The organism is Catenulispora yoronensis, from assembly GCF_039531695.1.
Taxonomy (GTDB): domain Bacteria; phylum Actinomycetota; class Actinomycetes; order Streptomycetales; family Catenulisporaceae; genus Catenulispora; species Catenulispora yoronensis.
Genome location: NZ_BAAAQN010000002.1, coordinates 296,347 through 311,613 on the forward strand (window position 1 = coordinate 296,347; position 15,267 = coordinate 311,613).

The 15,267-nt window shown below is 68.9% G+C and carries 18 protein-coding genes; 16 read left to right on the forward strand and 2 right to left on the reverse strand.

What is annotated here, in order from left to right:
• Nucleotides 1–94: 94 nt before the first annotated feature.
• On the forward strand, nucleotides 95–1,522 hold the full coding sequence (locus tag ABD481_RS02785; protein ID WP_344663872.1) for a hypothetical protein: 1,428 nt from the start codon (nucleotides 95–97) through the stop codon (nucleotides 1,520–1,522).
• Nucleotides 1,523–1,622: 100 nt separating this feature from the next.
• On the opposite strand, the gene ABD481_RS02790 is transcribed toward ABD481_RS02785, so the two are convergent.
• A complete protein-coding gene (locus ABD481_RS02790; RefSeq protein ID WP_344663873.1) occupies nucleotides 1,623–2,039 on the reverse strand; it encodes a PLDc N-terminal domain-containing protein in 417 nt (138 codons plus the stop codon).
• Between the two features lie 109 nt (nucleotides 2,040–2,148).
• On the opposite strand from ABD481_RS02790, the gene ABD481_RS02795 reads away from it, so the two are divergent.
• From ABD481_RS02795 to ABD481_RS02830, 8 genes are all read left to right on the forward strand, one after another.
• The gene (locus ABD481_RS02795; RefSeq protein ID WP_344663874.1) at nucleotides 2,149–3,630 is read left to right on the forward strand and encodes a menaquinone biosynthesis decarboxylase; all 1,482 of its coding nucleotides are present in this window, start codon (nucleotides 2,149–2,151) and stop codon (nucleotides 3,628–3,630) included.
• Nucleotides 3,630–4,700, forward strand: a complete 1,071-nt coding sequence (mqnP, locus tag ABD481_RS02800) for a menaquinone biosynthesis prenyltransferase MqnP (protein WP_344663875.1) — start codon at nucleotides 3,630–3,632, stop codon at nucleotides 4,698–4,700. The genes ABD481_RS02795 and mqnP overlap by 1 nt, the downstream gene beginning before the upstream one ends.
• Before the next feature lie 54 nt (nucleotides 4,701–4,754).
• Nucleotides 4,755–4,976, forward strand: a complete 222-nt coding sequence (locus ABD481_RS02805; RefSeq protein ID WP_344663876.1) for a hypothetical protein — start codon at nucleotides 4,755–4,757, stop codon at nucleotides 4,974–4,976.
• Nucleotides 4,973–5,308, forward strand: coding sequence for a type II toxin-antitoxin system PemK/MazF family toxin (locus ABD481_RS02810; RefSeq protein ID WP_344663877.1), 336 nt, complete (start codon nucleotides 4,973–4,975; stop codon nucleotides 5,306–5,308). Before ABD481_RS02805 ends, ABD481_RS02810 begins: the two co-directional genes overlap by 4 nt.
• Nucleotides 5,309–5,465: 157 nt before the next feature.
• On the forward strand, nucleotides 5,466–6,113 hold the full coding sequence (locus ABD481_RS02815; RefSeq protein ID WP_344663878.1) for a LysE family translocator: 648 nt from the start codon (nucleotides 5,466–5,468) through the stop codon (nucleotides 6,111–6,113).
• 59 nt (nucleotides 6,114–6,172) lie between these two features.
• Nucleotides 6,173–6,814 carry a UbiX family flavin prenyltransferase gene (locus ABD481_RS02820; RefSeq protein ID WP_344663879.1) on the forward strand — a complete coding sequence of 214 codons (642 nt, stop codon included), beginning with the start codon at nucleotides 6,173–6,175 and terminating at the stop codon, nucleotides 6,812–6,814.
• Between the two features lie 531 nt (nucleotides 6,815–7,345).
• Nucleotides 7,346–7,831, forward strand: a complete 486-nt coding sequence (locus tag ABD481_RS02825) for a DUF3291 domain-containing protein (RefSeq protein WP_344663880.1) — start codon at nucleotides 7,346–7,348, stop codon at nucleotides 7,829–7,831.
• A gap of 516 nt (nucleotides 7,832–8,347) precedes the next feature.
• Entirely contained in the window at nucleotides 8,348–8,818 is a 471-nt protein-coding gene (locus ABD481_RS02830; protein ID WP_344663881.1) for an Lrp/AsnC family transcriptional regulator, read from the forward strand.
• A gap of 92 nt (nucleotides 8,819–8,910) precedes the next feature.
• Here ABD481_RS02830 and ABD481_RS02835 read toward each other — a convergent pair whose 3' ends face one another.
• Nucleotides 8,911–9,897, reverse strand: a complete 987-nt coding sequence (locus tag ABD481_RS02835) for a hypothetical protein (protein ID WP_344663882.1) — start codon at nucleotides 9,895–9,897, stop codon at nucleotides 8,911–8,913.
• Nucleotides 9,898–10,021: 124 nt separating this feature from the next.
• Here ABD481_RS02835 and mqnE point away from each other — a divergent pair, with 124 nt between their 5' ends.
• From mqnE to ABD481_RS02870, 7 genes are all read left to right on the forward strand, one after another.
• Nucleotides 10,022–11,182 (forward strand): aminofutalosine synthase MqnE, encoded by a 1,161-nt coding sequence (gene mqnE / locus ABD481_RS02840; RefSeq protein ID WP_344663883.1) that lies wholly within the window; start codon nucleotides 10,022–10,024, stop codon nucleotides 11,180–11,182.
• 154 nt (nucleotides 11,183–11,336) lie between these two features.
• A complete protein-coding gene (locus ABD481_RS02845) occupies nucleotides 11,337–11,567 on the forward strand; it encodes a hypothetical protein (RefSeq protein ID WP_344663884.1) in 231 nt (76 codons plus the stop codon).
• A gap of 17 nt (nucleotides 11,568–11,584) precedes the next feature.
• Entirely contained in the window at nucleotides 11,585–12,100 is a 516-nt protein-coding gene (locus ABD481_RS02850; RefSeq protein ID WP_344663885.1) for a GNAT family N-acetyltransferase, read from the forward strand.
• Nucleotides 12,101–12,144: 44 nt separating this feature from the next.
• On the forward strand, nucleotides 12,145–12,588 hold the full coding sequence (locus ABD481_RS02855) for a DUF4229 domain-containing protein (protein ID WP_344663886.1): 444 nt from the start codon (nucleotides 12,145–12,147) through the stop codon (nucleotides 12,586–12,588).
• Nucleotides 12,589–12,611: 23 nt separating this feature from the next.
• On the forward strand, nucleotides 12,612–13,502 hold the full coding sequence (locus ABD481_RS02860; protein WP_344663887.1) for a menaquinone biosynthetic enzyme MqnA/MqnD family protein: 891 nt from the start codon (nucleotides 12,612–12,614) through the stop codon (nucleotides 13,500–13,502).
• 144 nt (nucleotides 13,503–13,646) lie between these two features.
• Entirely contained in the window at nucleotides 13,647–14,198 is a 552-nt protein-coding gene (locus ABD481_RS02865) for a PaaI family thioesterase (protein WP_344663888.1), read from the forward strand.
• Between the two features lie 55 nt (nucleotides 14,199–14,253).
• Entirely contained in the window at nucleotides 14,254–15,228 is a 975-nt protein-coding gene (locus tag ABD481_RS02870; protein ID WP_344663889.1) for a DUF1152 domain-containing protein, read from the forward strand.
• The last annotated feature ends 39 nt before the right edge of the window (nucleotides 15,229–15,267 follow it).

The following is a 15,267-nucleotide window of genomic DNA, read 5'->3' on the forward strand; positions in this document are numbered from 1 at the left end:
CCACAAAGGCCACCTCCATCCGAATGGGCAGCGCCCGCCTTCTGTGTCGGGGATTGCTCCCTTCCCGGCGCCGGTTGTCTGAGAGCATGAGACGGTGAGACCCAAGCCGCGCCGTCAGCCCCACCACTCCTCGCGTCCCGGTACCCCGAACCGGCGGGCGCATCCCCCCTCCCCGGCGCGGCATCCGGAGCTGCCCCCGGAGTTCGAGCAGCTCTTTGACGCGCTGGACGAGGTGTACGGCGATCCGCGCACCGTGCGCACGCCGCTGGACGCCGAGCTGTGGGCCTCGGCGTTCCTCGGCGGCCTGTGGACCGCGGCGCTCCAGCAGGACGACGAGCCCGAGGGCGCCGAGCTGGGCCTGGTCGAGGTGTTGGAGCTGGTCGGCTCGCCGCGCACCCAGGCGGTGCTGTGCGCGGTGGCCTCGGTCGCCTCGCCGGCGGTGGCCGGCCGGGCAGCGGAGGCCTCGGAGCGCCTGTTCCGCAAGGGGGTGCGCCGTCCGGACTGGTACGGCGCGGCCCTGCAGCCGGTGGAGTTCCTGGAGGGCTGGTCGGTCTCCGACGTCTTCGCCGACGGCGAGCTGCTGATCGCGGCCTTCAAGCGGGGCAAGGACAAATACGCCTTCACCGCCACGGTGGCCAACAACGCCCAGGGCAGCGTCGTGGAGGTGCTGCTGGTCGACCCGGCGGATCTGCCGGACATCCTGGCCGAGATCCGCGCCGAGTTCGCCGAGGCGGCCGAGGGGGTGTTCTCCCTGGACCGGATCGAGGCCGGGGAGCTGCGCCGGCGGCTGGAGCCGGCGGTGCTGGAGACGGTGGTCGACGAGGACGAGTTCGACGGCGGCCCGGACGACCTGGAGCCGGACGAGGACGAGGACGAAGACGAGGAGGGCGGCGAGGACGGCGAGGACGAGGAGTCGGACGACGACCTCGACGAGATCGAGGACCTGGAGGATTTCGAGGACTTCGAGGACTTCGGCGGCGATCTGGACGACCTCGACGAGGAGGACGACGAGGGCGACGACTTCGCCGCGCTGCGGGCGCTGATGCTCTCCCGCCTGGCCGTGCTCCCGGAGCCGGCCGAGCTGCCCGGCGGCGCCGACTTCGGCTACGACCTCGACGACCTGCCGACTCTGCTGGACGAGTTCGCCGCCTGCGACGAGGCGCGCAGCCTGCCGTATCCGGCGATCGTGCGGGAGTGGGGCGAGGTCTTCGCCCGCCTCAGCCTGACCGAGTTCGCCGGGGATCCGCCGCTGTACGGTCCGGAGAAGTTCGACACACTGATCAATGTGCTGATCCCGGCCCGGGTGAACGCCGACGACGCCCAGCTGGAGCTGCTGGAGCCGGTCGCGATGGCCTGGGCGCGGTGGTCCACGCGGCGGGTCGGGCTGGCCGAGCCGGTGGTCGACTACCTGGTGCAGGAGCTCCAGGAGAGTTTCGAGGACTTCCCGGAGGCGTACGGGGATCCGGTGTTCACCATGGACCGGCACATGTTCGGGTTCACCATGCAGTCCACGGCGGGCTGAGGCGGGCCGAGGCAAGCTGAGCCGGGCCGAGCCGAGGCAAGCTGAGCCGGGCCGAGCCGAGGCAAGCTGAGGTGGGCTGAGTCAAGCTGAGGGGCGGGGCTCAGCTCTCCGGCCGGTCCTTGCGCAGCTGCTCGCCGAGCCGCCGCAGGAACTCCGGGTCGTCGTCCGGCGGCACCGCCCATTCGCCGGGCGTGACGCCGCCCCGGGCCGTCCCGCTCCGGACCCCGCGTCCGCGGGTGTCGACGACGCGCGGGCGGGCCTGGTGCGTCCCGCCGCGGCTCAGCGAGCCGAACAGGCCGGCCCCGCTGTCGGTGGCCCGGCGCCGGGGTTCGTGCGGCTGGCCGGCCCGGCCGCTGAGGATCCACATCAGCGCCCCGAAATACGGCACCGCGATCAGCACCGCCCAGACCGGTTTGGGCAGCAGCCGGACGTACGGACGGGGAGTGAGCAGGCAGTCGACCCAGGCAAAGATCGCCAGCGCGATCGGGATCAGCCACTGGACCACGAAACGGAGCACCGCCACCCTCCCAGGAACTCGGGGGTTCTAACGTTTCAACAGTAACGGCGAACCACGCTCTGCGGGACCGGTACCGGGGTCTTCCCACCCCTGGCACATACTGGTGACCATGGCCTACGACGATCTGCGCTCCTTCCTGAAAGCCCTCGAACGGCGAGGGCAGCTCAAGCGTGTCCGCGCAGAAGTCGATCCGCATCTGGAGGTCGGGGAGATCACCGATCGGGTGCAGAAGGCGCCTCGGGGCGATCATCATGCCAATGCCGCGCTGCTGTTCGAGAACGTGCGCGGCGCTCGTACCCCGGACGGCGAGCCGATCCCGCTGGCGATGAACGTCTTCGGGACCGAGGAGCGGCTGTGCCTGGCGCTGGGGCTGAAGGACCTGGACGAGATCGGGGAGCGGATCGGCGGCCTGCTCAAGCCGGAGCTGCCGCAGGGGGTCTCCGGGCTGCGCGACGCCCTGGGCAAGGCCGCGCAGCTGAAGTCGGTGCCGCCCAAGCACGTCAAGAAGGCGCCGGTGCAGGAGGTGGTGCTGACCGGTGACGACGTCGATCTGGAGCGGCTGCCGGCGCTGCACACCTGGCCGGACGACGGCGGCGCGTTCTTCAACCTGGGGCTGACCCACACCAAGCACCCGGAGACCGGTGGCCGGAACCTGGGCCTGTACCGGCTTCAGCGCCAGGATCGGCGCACCATCTCGATGCACTGGCAGATCCACAAGGACTCCACCAACCACTACGCGGTCGCGCAGCGGCGCGGTGAGCGGCTGCCGGTGGCCGTGGCCTTCGGCTGCCCGCCGGCCGTGACCTACGCGGCCACCGCGCCGCTGCCCTCGGACATCGACGAGTACCTGTTCGCCGGGTTCATCCAGGGCAAGCGGGTGGAGCTGGTGGACTGCAAGACGGTGCCGCTCCAGGTGCCGGCGCAGGCCGAGGTGGTGCTCGAGGGCTGGCTGGAGCCCGGCGTGACGCTGCCCGAGGGGCCGTTCGGGGACCATACCGGGTTCTACACGCCGGTGGAGCCGTTCCCGGCGCTGACGGTGACCGCGGTGACGATGCGGGAGCGGCCGCTGTTCCAGTCGATCGTGGTCGGGCGGCCCCCGACCGAGGACGGGCCGCTGGGCAAGGCCACCGAGCGGTTCTTCCTGCCGCTGCTGAAGGTGATCATCCCGGACCTGGTGGACTACTCGCTGCCGGAGGCCGGGGGCTTCCACAACTGCGCGATCGTGTCGATCGACAAGCGCTATCCCAAGCACGCGCAGAAGGTGATGCACGCGATCTGGGGTGCGCACCTGATGTCGTTGACCAAGCTGATCATCGTGGTCGACGCCGATTGTGATGTTCACGATTACGCCGAGGTGGCGTGGCGCGCGTTCGGGAATGTGGACTACGGTCGCGACCTCACTGTGGTCGAGGGGGTGGTGGACCACCTGGACCACGCCTCCTATCAGCAGTTCTACGGTGGCAAGGCGGGGATCGACGCCACCCGCAAGCTTCCGGAGGAGGGCTACCATCGCGGCTGGCCCGAGATGATCACCTCCGATCCCATGACCGCCGCGAAGGTCGACCGCCGCTGGAAGGAATACGGCTTCTGATGTCCACTGCCCCTGTGGAACCCACTGGCACCGGGCCTGCCGCTGAGCCGGCCGGTACCGGGTCTGCCGCCGAGCCCACTGGCACCGGGTCCGCCGCCGGGCCCACTGGCACCGGGCCTGCTGGCAGCGGGCCTGCCGCCGAGCCCACTGGTACCACCCGCGAGGTCAACGAGGCCCCGGAGACCGCGCACGGCCTGGTCGGGGGCACCCGGGCCTTCCTGCGCCTGGTGCTGATCGAGCACTCGGTCTTCGCGCTGCCGTTCGCCTACATCAGTGCGCTGTGGGCGATGTCCGAGGCCACCGGGCATGTGAACTGGGCCAAGCTGCTCATCATCACCGTGGCCATGGTCGGGGCCCGGACCTTCGCCATGGCGATGAACCGGATCATCGACCGGGAGATCGACGCCCGGAACCCGCGGACGCAGATGCGGGAGCTGGTGACCGGGGCGGTGTCGGTGCGTACGGCCTACCTGGGGGCGCTGGCCGCGCTGGCGGTGTTCCTGTCGGCCGCGGCTCTGCTGAACCCGCTGTCGCTGGTTCTGGCGCCGGTGGCGGTGGTGCCGCTGGTGCTGTATCCGTACGGGAAGCGTTTCACGAACTACCCGCACGCGATTCTGGGCATCGCGCAGGCCATCGGTCCGATCGGGGCGTGGATCGGCGTCACCGGGCAGTGGTCCTGGCAGGCGACGCTGCTCGGGCTGGCGGTGGGTTTCTGGATCGGGGGGTTCGACCTGATCTTCGCCTGTCAGGATGTGGCCGCGGACCGGGTGATCGGCGTGAAGTCGGTGCCGGCGCGGTTCGGCATTGCCGCTGCGTTGCGGGCGTCGGTGGTGACGCATGTGATCACGCTTGGGTTGTTGGTCTGGTTCGGTGTGGTGGCGGACGGCGGGGCGTTCTGGTTCGTGGGCGTGGCTGTGGTCGCTGGGGCTTTCTGGTACGAGCATTCGCTGGTGAAGCCGGATGATTTGTCGAAGGTGAATCGGGCGTTCTTCACTACCAATGGGTTTGTGGGGATCTCGCTGTTCTGCTTTGCGTTGGTGGACTTGATCGTTGGTGGGTTGGGGGTCTGAGGGGCGGGAGTCTGAGGGCTAGTCGGTCTGGTTTACCTTGGGTATACTTCCGGTATGACGACCACGACGATGAAGGTGACCACCCGCAACCGGGATCGGCTCGCGGCCATAGCGACGTCCGAGCTGGGCGGGGCCAGTCTCGACGGCGCGTTGGAGGTGCTGCTGTTCGAACACGAGTCGTTCGCCGCGCTGGCCCGGCTGTCGGAGGACGAGTTGGCCGGGATGCGGGCCGAGGCCGAGGAGTTGGCCGAGGCCGACGTCGCGGTGCACGGATGAGCCAGACCATCACGCCGTGGTCGGTGTGGTGGATGAACTTCGATCCGCAGGCCGGGCGGGAGCAGGGTGGGCGGCGGCCGGCCATTGTGGTTGGTTCGCGCTTTGCTTGTGCGCTGCCCAATGGGTTGGTGCTGGTTGTGCCGTGTACCAGTACTGATCGTGGGTTGCCGTTCCAGCCCCGGGTGGAGTTGGGTGGGCGGCCTGGGTTTGCGATGTGCGATCAGGTCAAGGCGTTGTCGCGGGGGCGGATTGTGAATCCGCATCGGGGTGCGTTGACCGGTGCGGAGATTGAGCGGATCAAGTTTGTGTTGCGGCGGATGCTCGATGTTTGATGGTTTTTGATGTTTTTGATGTTCGGGATGTTTTTGATGTTGTCTTGCGTTTTTGATGTTGGTTGATGATTTTGATGTTGTTTTGTGGTTTTTGGTGTGTGTGGCTTGGCGAGTAAAAGGGTGGACCAGCCGACGGCGGCTGGGGCACTCTGTGACGATGGTCTCCTTCTCGCAGCTCCTCCTCGTCGCGGGCGCGGCGTTGGTTTTCGCGCTTGTGCCGGGTCCGGCGGTGGTGTTCGTCGTTACCCGCTCCGTGGACCAGAATCGGCGCGCCGGTATGGCGTCCGGGCTGGGTGTGGCGGTCGGCAACTGGGTCTTGGTGGTTGGCGCGGCCTATGGGTTGTCGGCGTTGTTGGCTACTTCCACTGCCGCGTACAACGTGGTCCGATTCACCGGCGCGGCCTACCTGATCTACCTCGGCGTCCGGCGTCTGCTGGACCGGCGCACTACGTTCGAGGCCGATGCGGCTCCTGCGCAGCCGCTGCGCCGCCTGTTCGGGCAGGGGACTCTGGTCGGCTTGCTGAATCCGAAGGCGGCGCTGTTCTTCTTCTCGTTCCTGCCGCAGTTCGTGGTCGGCGGGCATGGCTCCGTGGCGACGCAGATGATGGTGCTGGGCACGCTCGTGGTCGGGATTACGTTGCTGAGCGACTGCGGTTACGCGGCTCTGGCTGGGGGCGTGGGGCAGGCGCTGCTGCGTAAGCCGAAGGTGGTGCGGCGGCAGCAGATCGTGGCGGGGTGTGTCTACATAGGGCTGGGTGTGGTGGCGGCGATGACCGGTCCGAGCACCGCGAAGGCGAGTACCTGACGGGGTTCGGCTGGGGGACTTGGGGACAGGGGGACTGAGGACTGAGGGACAATGGGGGCATGATCGATCGTCCTCGTCGCCCCTGGGTCGTTGGTGTTTCCGGTGCCTCTGGGACGCCCTATGCTGCCGCGACTATTCGAGCTCTGCTCGACGCCGGCGAGGACGTGGATTTGGTGGTCAGCCGCGCGGCTCGGCTGACTGTGCTGGACGAGACTGGTATCTCGTTCCGCGATGGCCATTGGCGTGAGGACCTTGCTGCTTGGCTTGGCCGGTCGGCGGATCATCCATGCTTTGATGCCGTCCGGTATTGGACGGCGGGCGACTTCGCTGCGGGGCCGTCGTCTGGGAGTTATCCGACGCGGGGCATGGTCGTGGTCCCGGCTTCTACGGCTGCTGTGGCGGGTATCGCGCTGGGGCTGTCGAAGGATCTGTTGCAGCGCGCCGCCGATGTGACGCTGAAGGAGCGGCGGACGTTGGTGGTGTGTGTCCGTGAGACTCCGCTTAACCGGGGGACGCTGCGGCATCTGCTGGAGCTGGATGAGGCTGGGGCTGTGGTGCTGCCTGCTGCGCCTGGGTTTTATGCGGGGTTGAAGGATGTTCAGCAGCTTGTGGATTTTGTGGCGGGGAAGATTTTGGATGTGCTGGGGGTCGAGCACGTGTTGTTTCGGCGGTGGCGGGGGGAGATTGGGGCTGGGGGGTGAGGGGGGTGGGGGTGGGGTGGCTAGGTGAAGTCAGAGGCCAGTCAAAAGCCAGTCAAAAGCTAGGCAAAGTCAAAAGCTGGGTAAGGCAGGCGCCTCCGGCGAGGACCTCTGATCCCTCGGAGAACTGGCGCTAGTCCATAGGTGGGCCCGGTTAGTCCCTGCGCTGGCGGTTTGTGAGGTGGGGTTTGTTCCCCTCGCTCACGTCGGCAGCCCTACGGGTACAGCACCGCCGCCCAGGTATCAAGTCCATGCCGCTGCGGTGAGAGTCCTGGGGCTGCGGTTGCGCTTGCATGAACTTGACACCTGGTCGGCGGTACTGTAGGCAAAGCCCTGCCGACGTGACCGAGGAGAACAAACCAAAAACCCAGGGAGAGGACTGAAGGATTCGGGGGAAGAGGGTGGTCCGCTTTAGGACTGCGGCTGCCGGTGGGGTGGAGCCTTGGCCGATCGGTGAGGCTTTGCCACCTTCTACCGCTGCCTCGCCACGGACCAACTCCTCATAGACCTCAAGGCTGTCAGTAGCCTGCGCCCATGGACACTGCCGATTCCCTGTCCGGCCCGTTCGAGGGCTTCCATCTAGCGCAGGTGAACATCGGTCGGCTGGTCGCGCCTCTGCACGACCCTGCCGTCGCGGACTTCACCAAGAACCTGGGGCGGATCAACGCTCAGGGTAAGAGCATGCCTGGCTTCGTCTGGTTGTTGGAGGGTGATGATCCGGAGCTTGGGGCCAGTGATGTTGCGTGGCCTGGGGATCCGGAGACGATCGTCAATTTGACGGTCTGGACCTCGATTGGTGCGTTGCGCGAGTTTGCCTTCACTGGTGAGCATCGGGCGTTTTTGGCTCGGCGGAAGGAGTTCTTCCAGGCGCAGGCTGTCGCTACTTCGGCGATGTGGTGGGTGCCGGATGGGCATCGGCCGACGGTGCAGGAGGCGCAGGATCGGTTGGAGCACTTTCGGCGGCATGGTGCGACGGCGCGGGCGTTCTGGTTTCAGCGGCCGTTTGCGCCGGAGGCGTAGCGAAGGAGCGCCCGTTCCAGTCCCGGGGGGACGGACTGGACGGGCGCTCCCGTTGTTCCCGGCCGCCGATCACCCGAGCGTCGATCCGAGGGGGGAGTCGATCGACGCGAACGGCGGCCGGAGCTTTGGGTGGATGGTGCTCGTGGTGCTTCTCGTGGTGCTCAAGGGCTGGCTGGCCGGCGCTATAGGCGCGGCTCAGGCGTGGCGTCGCCGGTCGCGGGCCTTGGCGGCCTGCTTGCGGAGTTCGGCGAGGCGGGTGTGTGCGGCCTCGTACGGTGAGAAGTTCATCGTTGACTCCTTTGATCCGTCGGGCTTAATCTCTAGTACGCCTTTAATTCTAAGGAGCTTCACGCTGTGTGTCCACTGGATTGAAGGTGAAGCCGGTCACAGATCGTGAACGGGGGGTGAACGTGGCCTGCCGGGTGGTCGTGGCGCGGGGGCGCTGACGGGAGCCGCTACGCTCGCATTCGGACGCATGGGACCCACAGGACCGACATGAAGAGGTGGTCAGGAAGCATGGACGCGGTGGACCGCGCGTTGATCGACGCGCTGCGGACCAACGGCCGCATGTCGTACGCGGAGCTGGGCCGCCTGGTCAGCCTGTCGGGTCCGTCGGTGACCGACCGGATCAACCGGCTGGAGGCCAACGGGGTGATCACTGGTTATCGGGCGCTGGTGGCGCCGGATCAGCTGGGGCTGAACGTGACCGCGATGATAGGCATCCTGCTGTCGGACTCGGCCGAGCTCGACGACGTGGCCTGGCGGCTGCGGGACGTGCCGGAGATCGAGGACTGCTTCTTCGTGGCCGGCGAGGAGTCGTTCTTGTTGAAGGTTCGCGCCGGGCATCCGGAGGACCTGGAGCGGATCATCGGCCGCATCACCCGCATCCGCGGGGTGGCCCGGACCCGGACCACGATCGCGCTGTCGACCAAGTGGGAGGACCGGCCGATGCCGCTGGCCGAGCCGGAGGAAGAGGTCGGCAAGTAGGAACCGCCCTGCGGGGCCGAGGACGAAGAACCCCGGTCGGGATGATCCCGGCCGGGGTTCGTTGCGCTGTGCGGGGGAGTGCCCGCTGTCCGTCAGGCCAGGACGATCGTCACCACGATCGCGACGATGCCGATGTGCGAGGCGATCACTGCCGCCAGGCAGGCGTACCGGCCGTTCGGCGGCGTGTTCTCGTCGGTGAGGTAGGCCCCGGCCAGCACGGCCAGGCCGGTCACGAGCGGCACCGTGAGCAGCGGCGTCAGGTGCGGGATCACGTTCTTCACCTGGGCGGCGAACAGCAGGCTGAGCCAGCTCAGGCCGGCCACCACGGTGAAGCCCCAGGTCAGGCCGAGTGGGGTGATGCGCCGCCAGTGCAGCAGGCCGGCGATGATCGCCATCGTGGCCGGGATGGCCAGCGCGGAGTAGGTCAGCAGCTGGGAGTTCAGGGTCACGCCGGCGATCGAGCGGGAGGACCCGCCGGCCGACGCGGCGCCGCACAGGAACGCCACGATCAGCGACGGGACCGCGCCGATCGCGAACGCGATGCCCAGGCGCTGGCCCAGCGGGACCGCCGGGCCGGTCGGCGCGCCGCCGCGGCCGCGGGCCGGAGCCGCCGCCCGGGAGCCGCCGGAAGCCCCCCGGGAGCCGCCGCCGGCCCGCCGGGTGCCGCCGCGCGGCGGAGCCTCGTCGTGATCATCGTCATAGCCGCCGGAGCCGCTCGCGCCCCGCTGCCCGCGCGGATCGCCGTAGCCGTCGTCATAGCCCCGGCCGCCGGCGCGGGAGCCCCCGCCGCCGCGACCGCCGTCGTCGTAGTTGCCGTCGTAGTCCGCCTGACCCCCGCCGCGGCTGCCGCCGCCGGGACCCGGACGGCCGCCCTGGCTGCCGTATCCGTCGTCGTATCCTCCACGGCGCGTGCGCTCGTCGCGCCCGGCCGGCCGCTGCGCCGACCGCGGTTGCGGCTCCCACGGCGATTGCGCCGCGTTCGCTCGCTGACCGTAGCCGTCGGGCCGCTGACCGCGACCGCCGCCCCGCTCGTCCGGCGGGGGCCAGTCGGCGGCTCGTCTGGAGGGTGATTCGGACATGATGACGACTATCCGCTGTCCGGGCTCCGAATGGCAACGTGATCTAGGAATCCGAACGATGTTGTGACACCCGGCAGGCGTACCCTGCTTCTGCAGGTGCTACAGCGACAGAAGAGGTGAAGCCATGGATACCGGGCTGAAGCGGGAGATCGAGGAGAAAGTCCTCGCCGGCTCGCGGCTGTCCTTCGACGACGGGGTGGCGCTGTACGGCACCGACGAGGTGGCCTGGCTGGGCGAGCTCGCCCACGAGGTGCGGACGCGCAAGAACGGCGACAAGGTCTTCTTCAACGTCAACCGGCACCTGAACATGACGAACGTCTGTTCGGCCTCCTGCGCCTACTGCTCCTTCCAGCGCAAGCCGGGGGAGAAGGACGCCTACACGATGCGCATCGAGGAGGCCGTGCGGCTGGCCAAGCAGATGGAGCCGGACGGCATCACCGAGCTGCACATCGTCAACGGCCTGCACCCCACGCTGCCGTGGCGCTACTACCCGAAGTCGATCAGCGAGCTGAAGGCGGTGCTGCCCGGCGTCACGATCAAGGCCTTCACCGCCACCGAGATCCACTGGTTCGAGCGCATCTCCGGCCTCGGCGCCGACGAGATCCTCGACGAGCTCATCGAGGCCGGCCTGGAGTCCCTGACCGGCGGCGGCGCGGAGATCTTCGACGAGGAGATCCGCTCGCGGATCGTGGACCACCAGACCCACTGGGAGGACTGGTCGCGGATCCACCGGCTGGCCCACGCCAAGGGCCTGCGGACCCCGGCGACCATGCTCTACGGGCACATCGAGGAGCCCCGGCACCGGGTGGACCACGTCCTGCGGCTGCGCGAGCTCCAGGACGAGACCGGCGGCTTCGCCGTGTTCATCCCGCTGCGCTTCCAGCACGACTTCCACGACAGCAAGGACGGCAAGGTCCGCAACCGGCTGATGGGCCAGCCGATGGCCACCGGCGTGGAGGCGCTGAAGACCTTCGCCGTCTCCCGGCTGCTGCTGGACAACTTCGACCACGTGAAGTGCTTCTGGGTCATGCACGGCCTGTCCACCGCGCAGCTGGCGCTCAACTACGGCGCCGACGACCTGGACGGCTCGGTGGTCGAGTACAAGATCACGCACGACGCCGACAACTACGGCACCCCGGACAAGATGACCCGCGAGGACCTGCTGGAGCTGATCCGCGACGCCGGGTTCACGCCGGTGGAGCGGAACACCCGCTATGAGGTCCTCAAGGAGTACGAGGGTCCGGAGCAGGCGCGGCGCGAGGAGCCGCAGCTGATGACGTTCTGAGGACGCGAACGCTCTGAAGCGCCCCGGAGTGACCCTCCGGGATCGCTCTGTCACAGACGGCGAACATGTCCCCTTTTCGGGGGGTGCGTGTTCGCCGTCTGTCATGCGAGCGTGATTTGGGAATCGGCCGACCGGTGCCGCATAGTCCTATCTTGTGAAGTCCCCAGACCGTCGTCCCCGCCCCTTCAGCCTGGCCACCGAGCTGCGGATCCTGGCCGTCGGCCTGTTCGCGGTCGCCGGCGGCGCGCTGCTGCTGGACCGGACCGAGCAGCTGGGCCCGGCTGAGGTCGCCGGCGCGGCGCTGATCGTCGTCGCGGTCGCGGCGGTGAACATCGTCGTCGGGCTGCGGCGCTCCCGGCGCGCGGCCGACGCGCTCGAACGCTGAATGCGACACTGATCATCATGGCCCTGACCTTCCGCGTCCACACCGAGATACCGGACGACCTGCGCGCCCGGCTGGTCGACCTGTGGGTCGACGCCACCAACGCCGGCGGCGCCGTCGGCTTCGTCGCCCCGGTGGAGCGCGAGACCGTCGACGCCACCGCCTTCCGCCAGTTCGGCGTCGGGCTGGACCTGCTGCTGGTCGGTTCGGAGTCCCCGGACGGCGCGCCGGCCGCGTTCCTGGTCGTCACCGACCACCGGTTCCGCCTGATGGACCACGTCCGGCTGCTCAAGACCGTGATCGTGGACCCGAAGCACCAGGGCCAGGGCTACGGGACGGAGCTGCTGCGGGAGGCCGAGCGGGTGGCGCGTACCCTCGACGGTGTCGAGCTGCTCCACCTCACCTGCCGCGGCGGGCTCGGTCTGGAGCGGTTCTACGGCAAGTGCGGATACACCGAGGTCGGCCGCGTCCCGCGCATGCTGCGGGTGGGTGCGGACGACTACCGGGACGAGATCCACATGGCCCTGACCCTGTAGCCTCGCCCGTCGCTGTCTCTCATACCGATGGAAGGAGTCGGCGGATGCCTGCCGACAACAAGACGGCCGCCCGGACCGCCGCGGCCGACACGCCGGACCTGGCCGACGCGCTGGACCCGGCCGACACGCCGGGCACGAGCGGCACCGCGGACGCGACCGGCACGCCCGAGGCGACCGACACGCCCGATCTGGCGGCGCGCGTGGTCTCGGCCACCGCCAAGCACGCCACCCTGCGCTACACCACGCTGCGCATCGCGATCTTCATCATTTCGCTCGGGGTGCTCTGGGGCGGGGTCGCCGCGACCGGGCACATCGTCACCGGCAACGGCGTGCTGTACCTGATGATGGGCTCGCTGCTGGTCTCCGGCGTGGCGTCGTTCTTCCTGCTGTCGCGGCAGCGGGACGCGATGTCCGCACAGGTGACCCGGCGTACCGAGAAGCTCACCGCCACGGTGCGCGCGAACGCCGCCCTGGAGGACGAGGACTGATCAGCCGGACGTAGCCTGGGTGAGTGGACGACAACTCCGGCGCACGGCTCGAAGCGCACCTCACCCAGTGCCGGCGGCGACCCCGCGTCGGGCACATCCAGTTCCTCAACTGCCTGCCGATCTACTGGGGCCTGGTCAGTTCCGGCGCCATCCTGGACATGGAGCTCGTCAAGCACAGCCCTGACGTGCTGTCCAACCTGCTGGTGGCCGGCGACCTGGACATCGGCCCGATCAGCCTGGTCGAGTACCTGCGCAACGCCGACGACCTGGTGGTGCTGCCGGACGTGGCGGTCGGCAGCGACGGCCCGGTGACCAGCTGCAACCTGGTCAGCAAGGTGCCCTTCGAGGCGCTCGACGGGGCCCGGGTGGCCCTGGGCTCGACCAGCCGCACCACCGTCGAGCTCGCGCAGCTGATCCTGCGCGAGAAGTACGGGGTGCGCCCGGACTACTTCCCCTGCGCGCCGGACCTGGAGCTGATGCTCCGCGAGGGCGACGCCGGCGTGATCATCGGCGACCCGGCGCTGCGGGCCTGGCTCTACGACGCCCGGCGCCTGGACGCCCACCTGCTGGACCTGGGCCAGGCCTGGAAGGACTGGACCGGGCTGCCGATGGTGTTCGCGGTCTGGGCGGTCCGCAGGGAGTACCTGGAGCGCTGTCCGGACATCGTGCACGAGGTGCACGCCGCCTTCCTGCGCTCGCGGGACATCTCGCTGGAGCACGTCGACAAGGTCGCGCGCCAGGTCGAGCGCTGGGAGCAGTTCCCGGCCGCCGAGCTGGAGGACTACTTCACCACGCTGGACTTCTCCCTCGGGGAGCGGCAGCTGGAGGGTGTGCGCGAGTTCGCGCGGCGGGTCGGGCCGCAGATCGGGGTGCCGGAGGTCCCGGAGATCGCGTTGCTGGGCGCCCGGGTCTGACGGCCGGGATTCGACAGCCGGAACTCGACAACCAGGATTCGACAACCAGGATTCGACAGCCGGAACTCGAACGTCTGCGCCGATCGTCTAGACTGCGGTTACTTAGTGGTAACTAACTTGTCTGGGGACCGGAGGAGCGTGGCCATGACCGAGACCGTTCACGGCGTGCAGGGCGTGGAGCTGGGCGAGGACCTGGTCGACGGGCGCACCCGCACCTACACCTGGCACGATCCGCTGGCCTCCTTCGCCGAGCTCGCCGGCCTGTCCGGCCTCGAAGCCCTGCAGGCGATGGCCGCCGGCCGCATCCCGCGCCCCCCGGTCTCCTCCACGCTGGCCATCGACGGCCTCACCGACGTCGCCGAAGGCCAGGTGACCTTCCACATGACGCCGGGGGAGATGCACTACAACCCGATCGGCTCGGTCCACGGCGGCGTCTTCGCCACCCTCCTGGACTCCGCCTGCGGCTGCGCGGTCATGTCGATGCTCCCGGCCGGCGACTTCTACACCTCGCTCGACCTCTCGGTGAAGTTCCTGCGCGGCATGACCAAGGACACCGGCCCGGTCCGCTGCATAGGCACCGTCACCCACATCGGCCGCCGCACCGCCCTGGCCGAGGCCCGCATCGTCGACGCGAACGACAAGCTGTACGCGACGGCGACGTCGAGCTGCATGATCTTCCGGGCGGAGCAGGCGTAGCGGCGGTCGCGGCGGGCGCGCCGGATCGGCGCCGGCATCACTATCGTCCTCTGATATGACGACGACCGCCCGCGCCAGCTTGCGCGACCTGCCGCTGTTCGCCGCCCTCGCCGACTCGCACCGGATCCTCGTGGCCGGAGCCGGCGGCGGATTCGACATCTACGGCGGCCTGCCCCTGGCCCTGGCGCTGCGAGGGCGCGGGGCCGAGGTGTTCCTCGGGAACCTGAGCTTCGTCGGCTCCGGCATCACCCTCGATTCCTGGCTGGCGCCGGACGTCGCCGCCATCACGCCGAGCAGCGGCGGCTTCGCGGAGTACAACCCGGAGCGGACGCTGGCGCGGTGGCTGGACACGGTGGGGGAGCCGTCGACCGTCTACGCGTTCCAGCGGACCGGGGTCGAGCCGTTGCGGGCTGCCTACCGGGCGCTGGTCGAGCACCTGGAGATCGACGCCATCGTGCTCGTCGACGGGGGCACGGACATCCTGATGCGGGGCGACGAGGCCGGGCTGGGCACCCCCGAGGAGGACATGGCCAGCCTGGGCGCGGTGGCCGGGATGCCCGAGATCCCGGTGCGGCTGGTGGTCAGCGTCGGGTTCGGCATCGACGCCTACCACGGGGTCAACCACGTGCAGGTGCTGGAGAACCTCGCCGACCTGGAGGCCGACGGCGCCTACCTCGGCGCCTTCTCCATCCCCCGCGCCAGCCGGGAGGGCGCGCTGTACCTGGACGCCGTCGCCCACGCCCAGGAGCACACCCCGCTCCGGCCGTCGATCGTGCACGGCCAGATCGCCTCCGCGATGCTCGGCGTGTCGGGAAATGTCCATTTCACACAACGCACACACAACAGTGTGCTTTTCGTGAACCCGCTCATGGCGATGTATTTCACGGTCACGGTCGAGGGACTCGCCGCGCGGCACCTGTATCTGCCGCGGTTGGAGGGGACGCAGACCATCGGGCAGATCTCCACGGTCATCGGGGCCTTCCGCGACGATGCGGCCGCGCACCGGGTACCCAGACAGTTCCCCCACTGATCCGCGAAGTACCCTGGAAGGCGCACGCGACCCACTCCC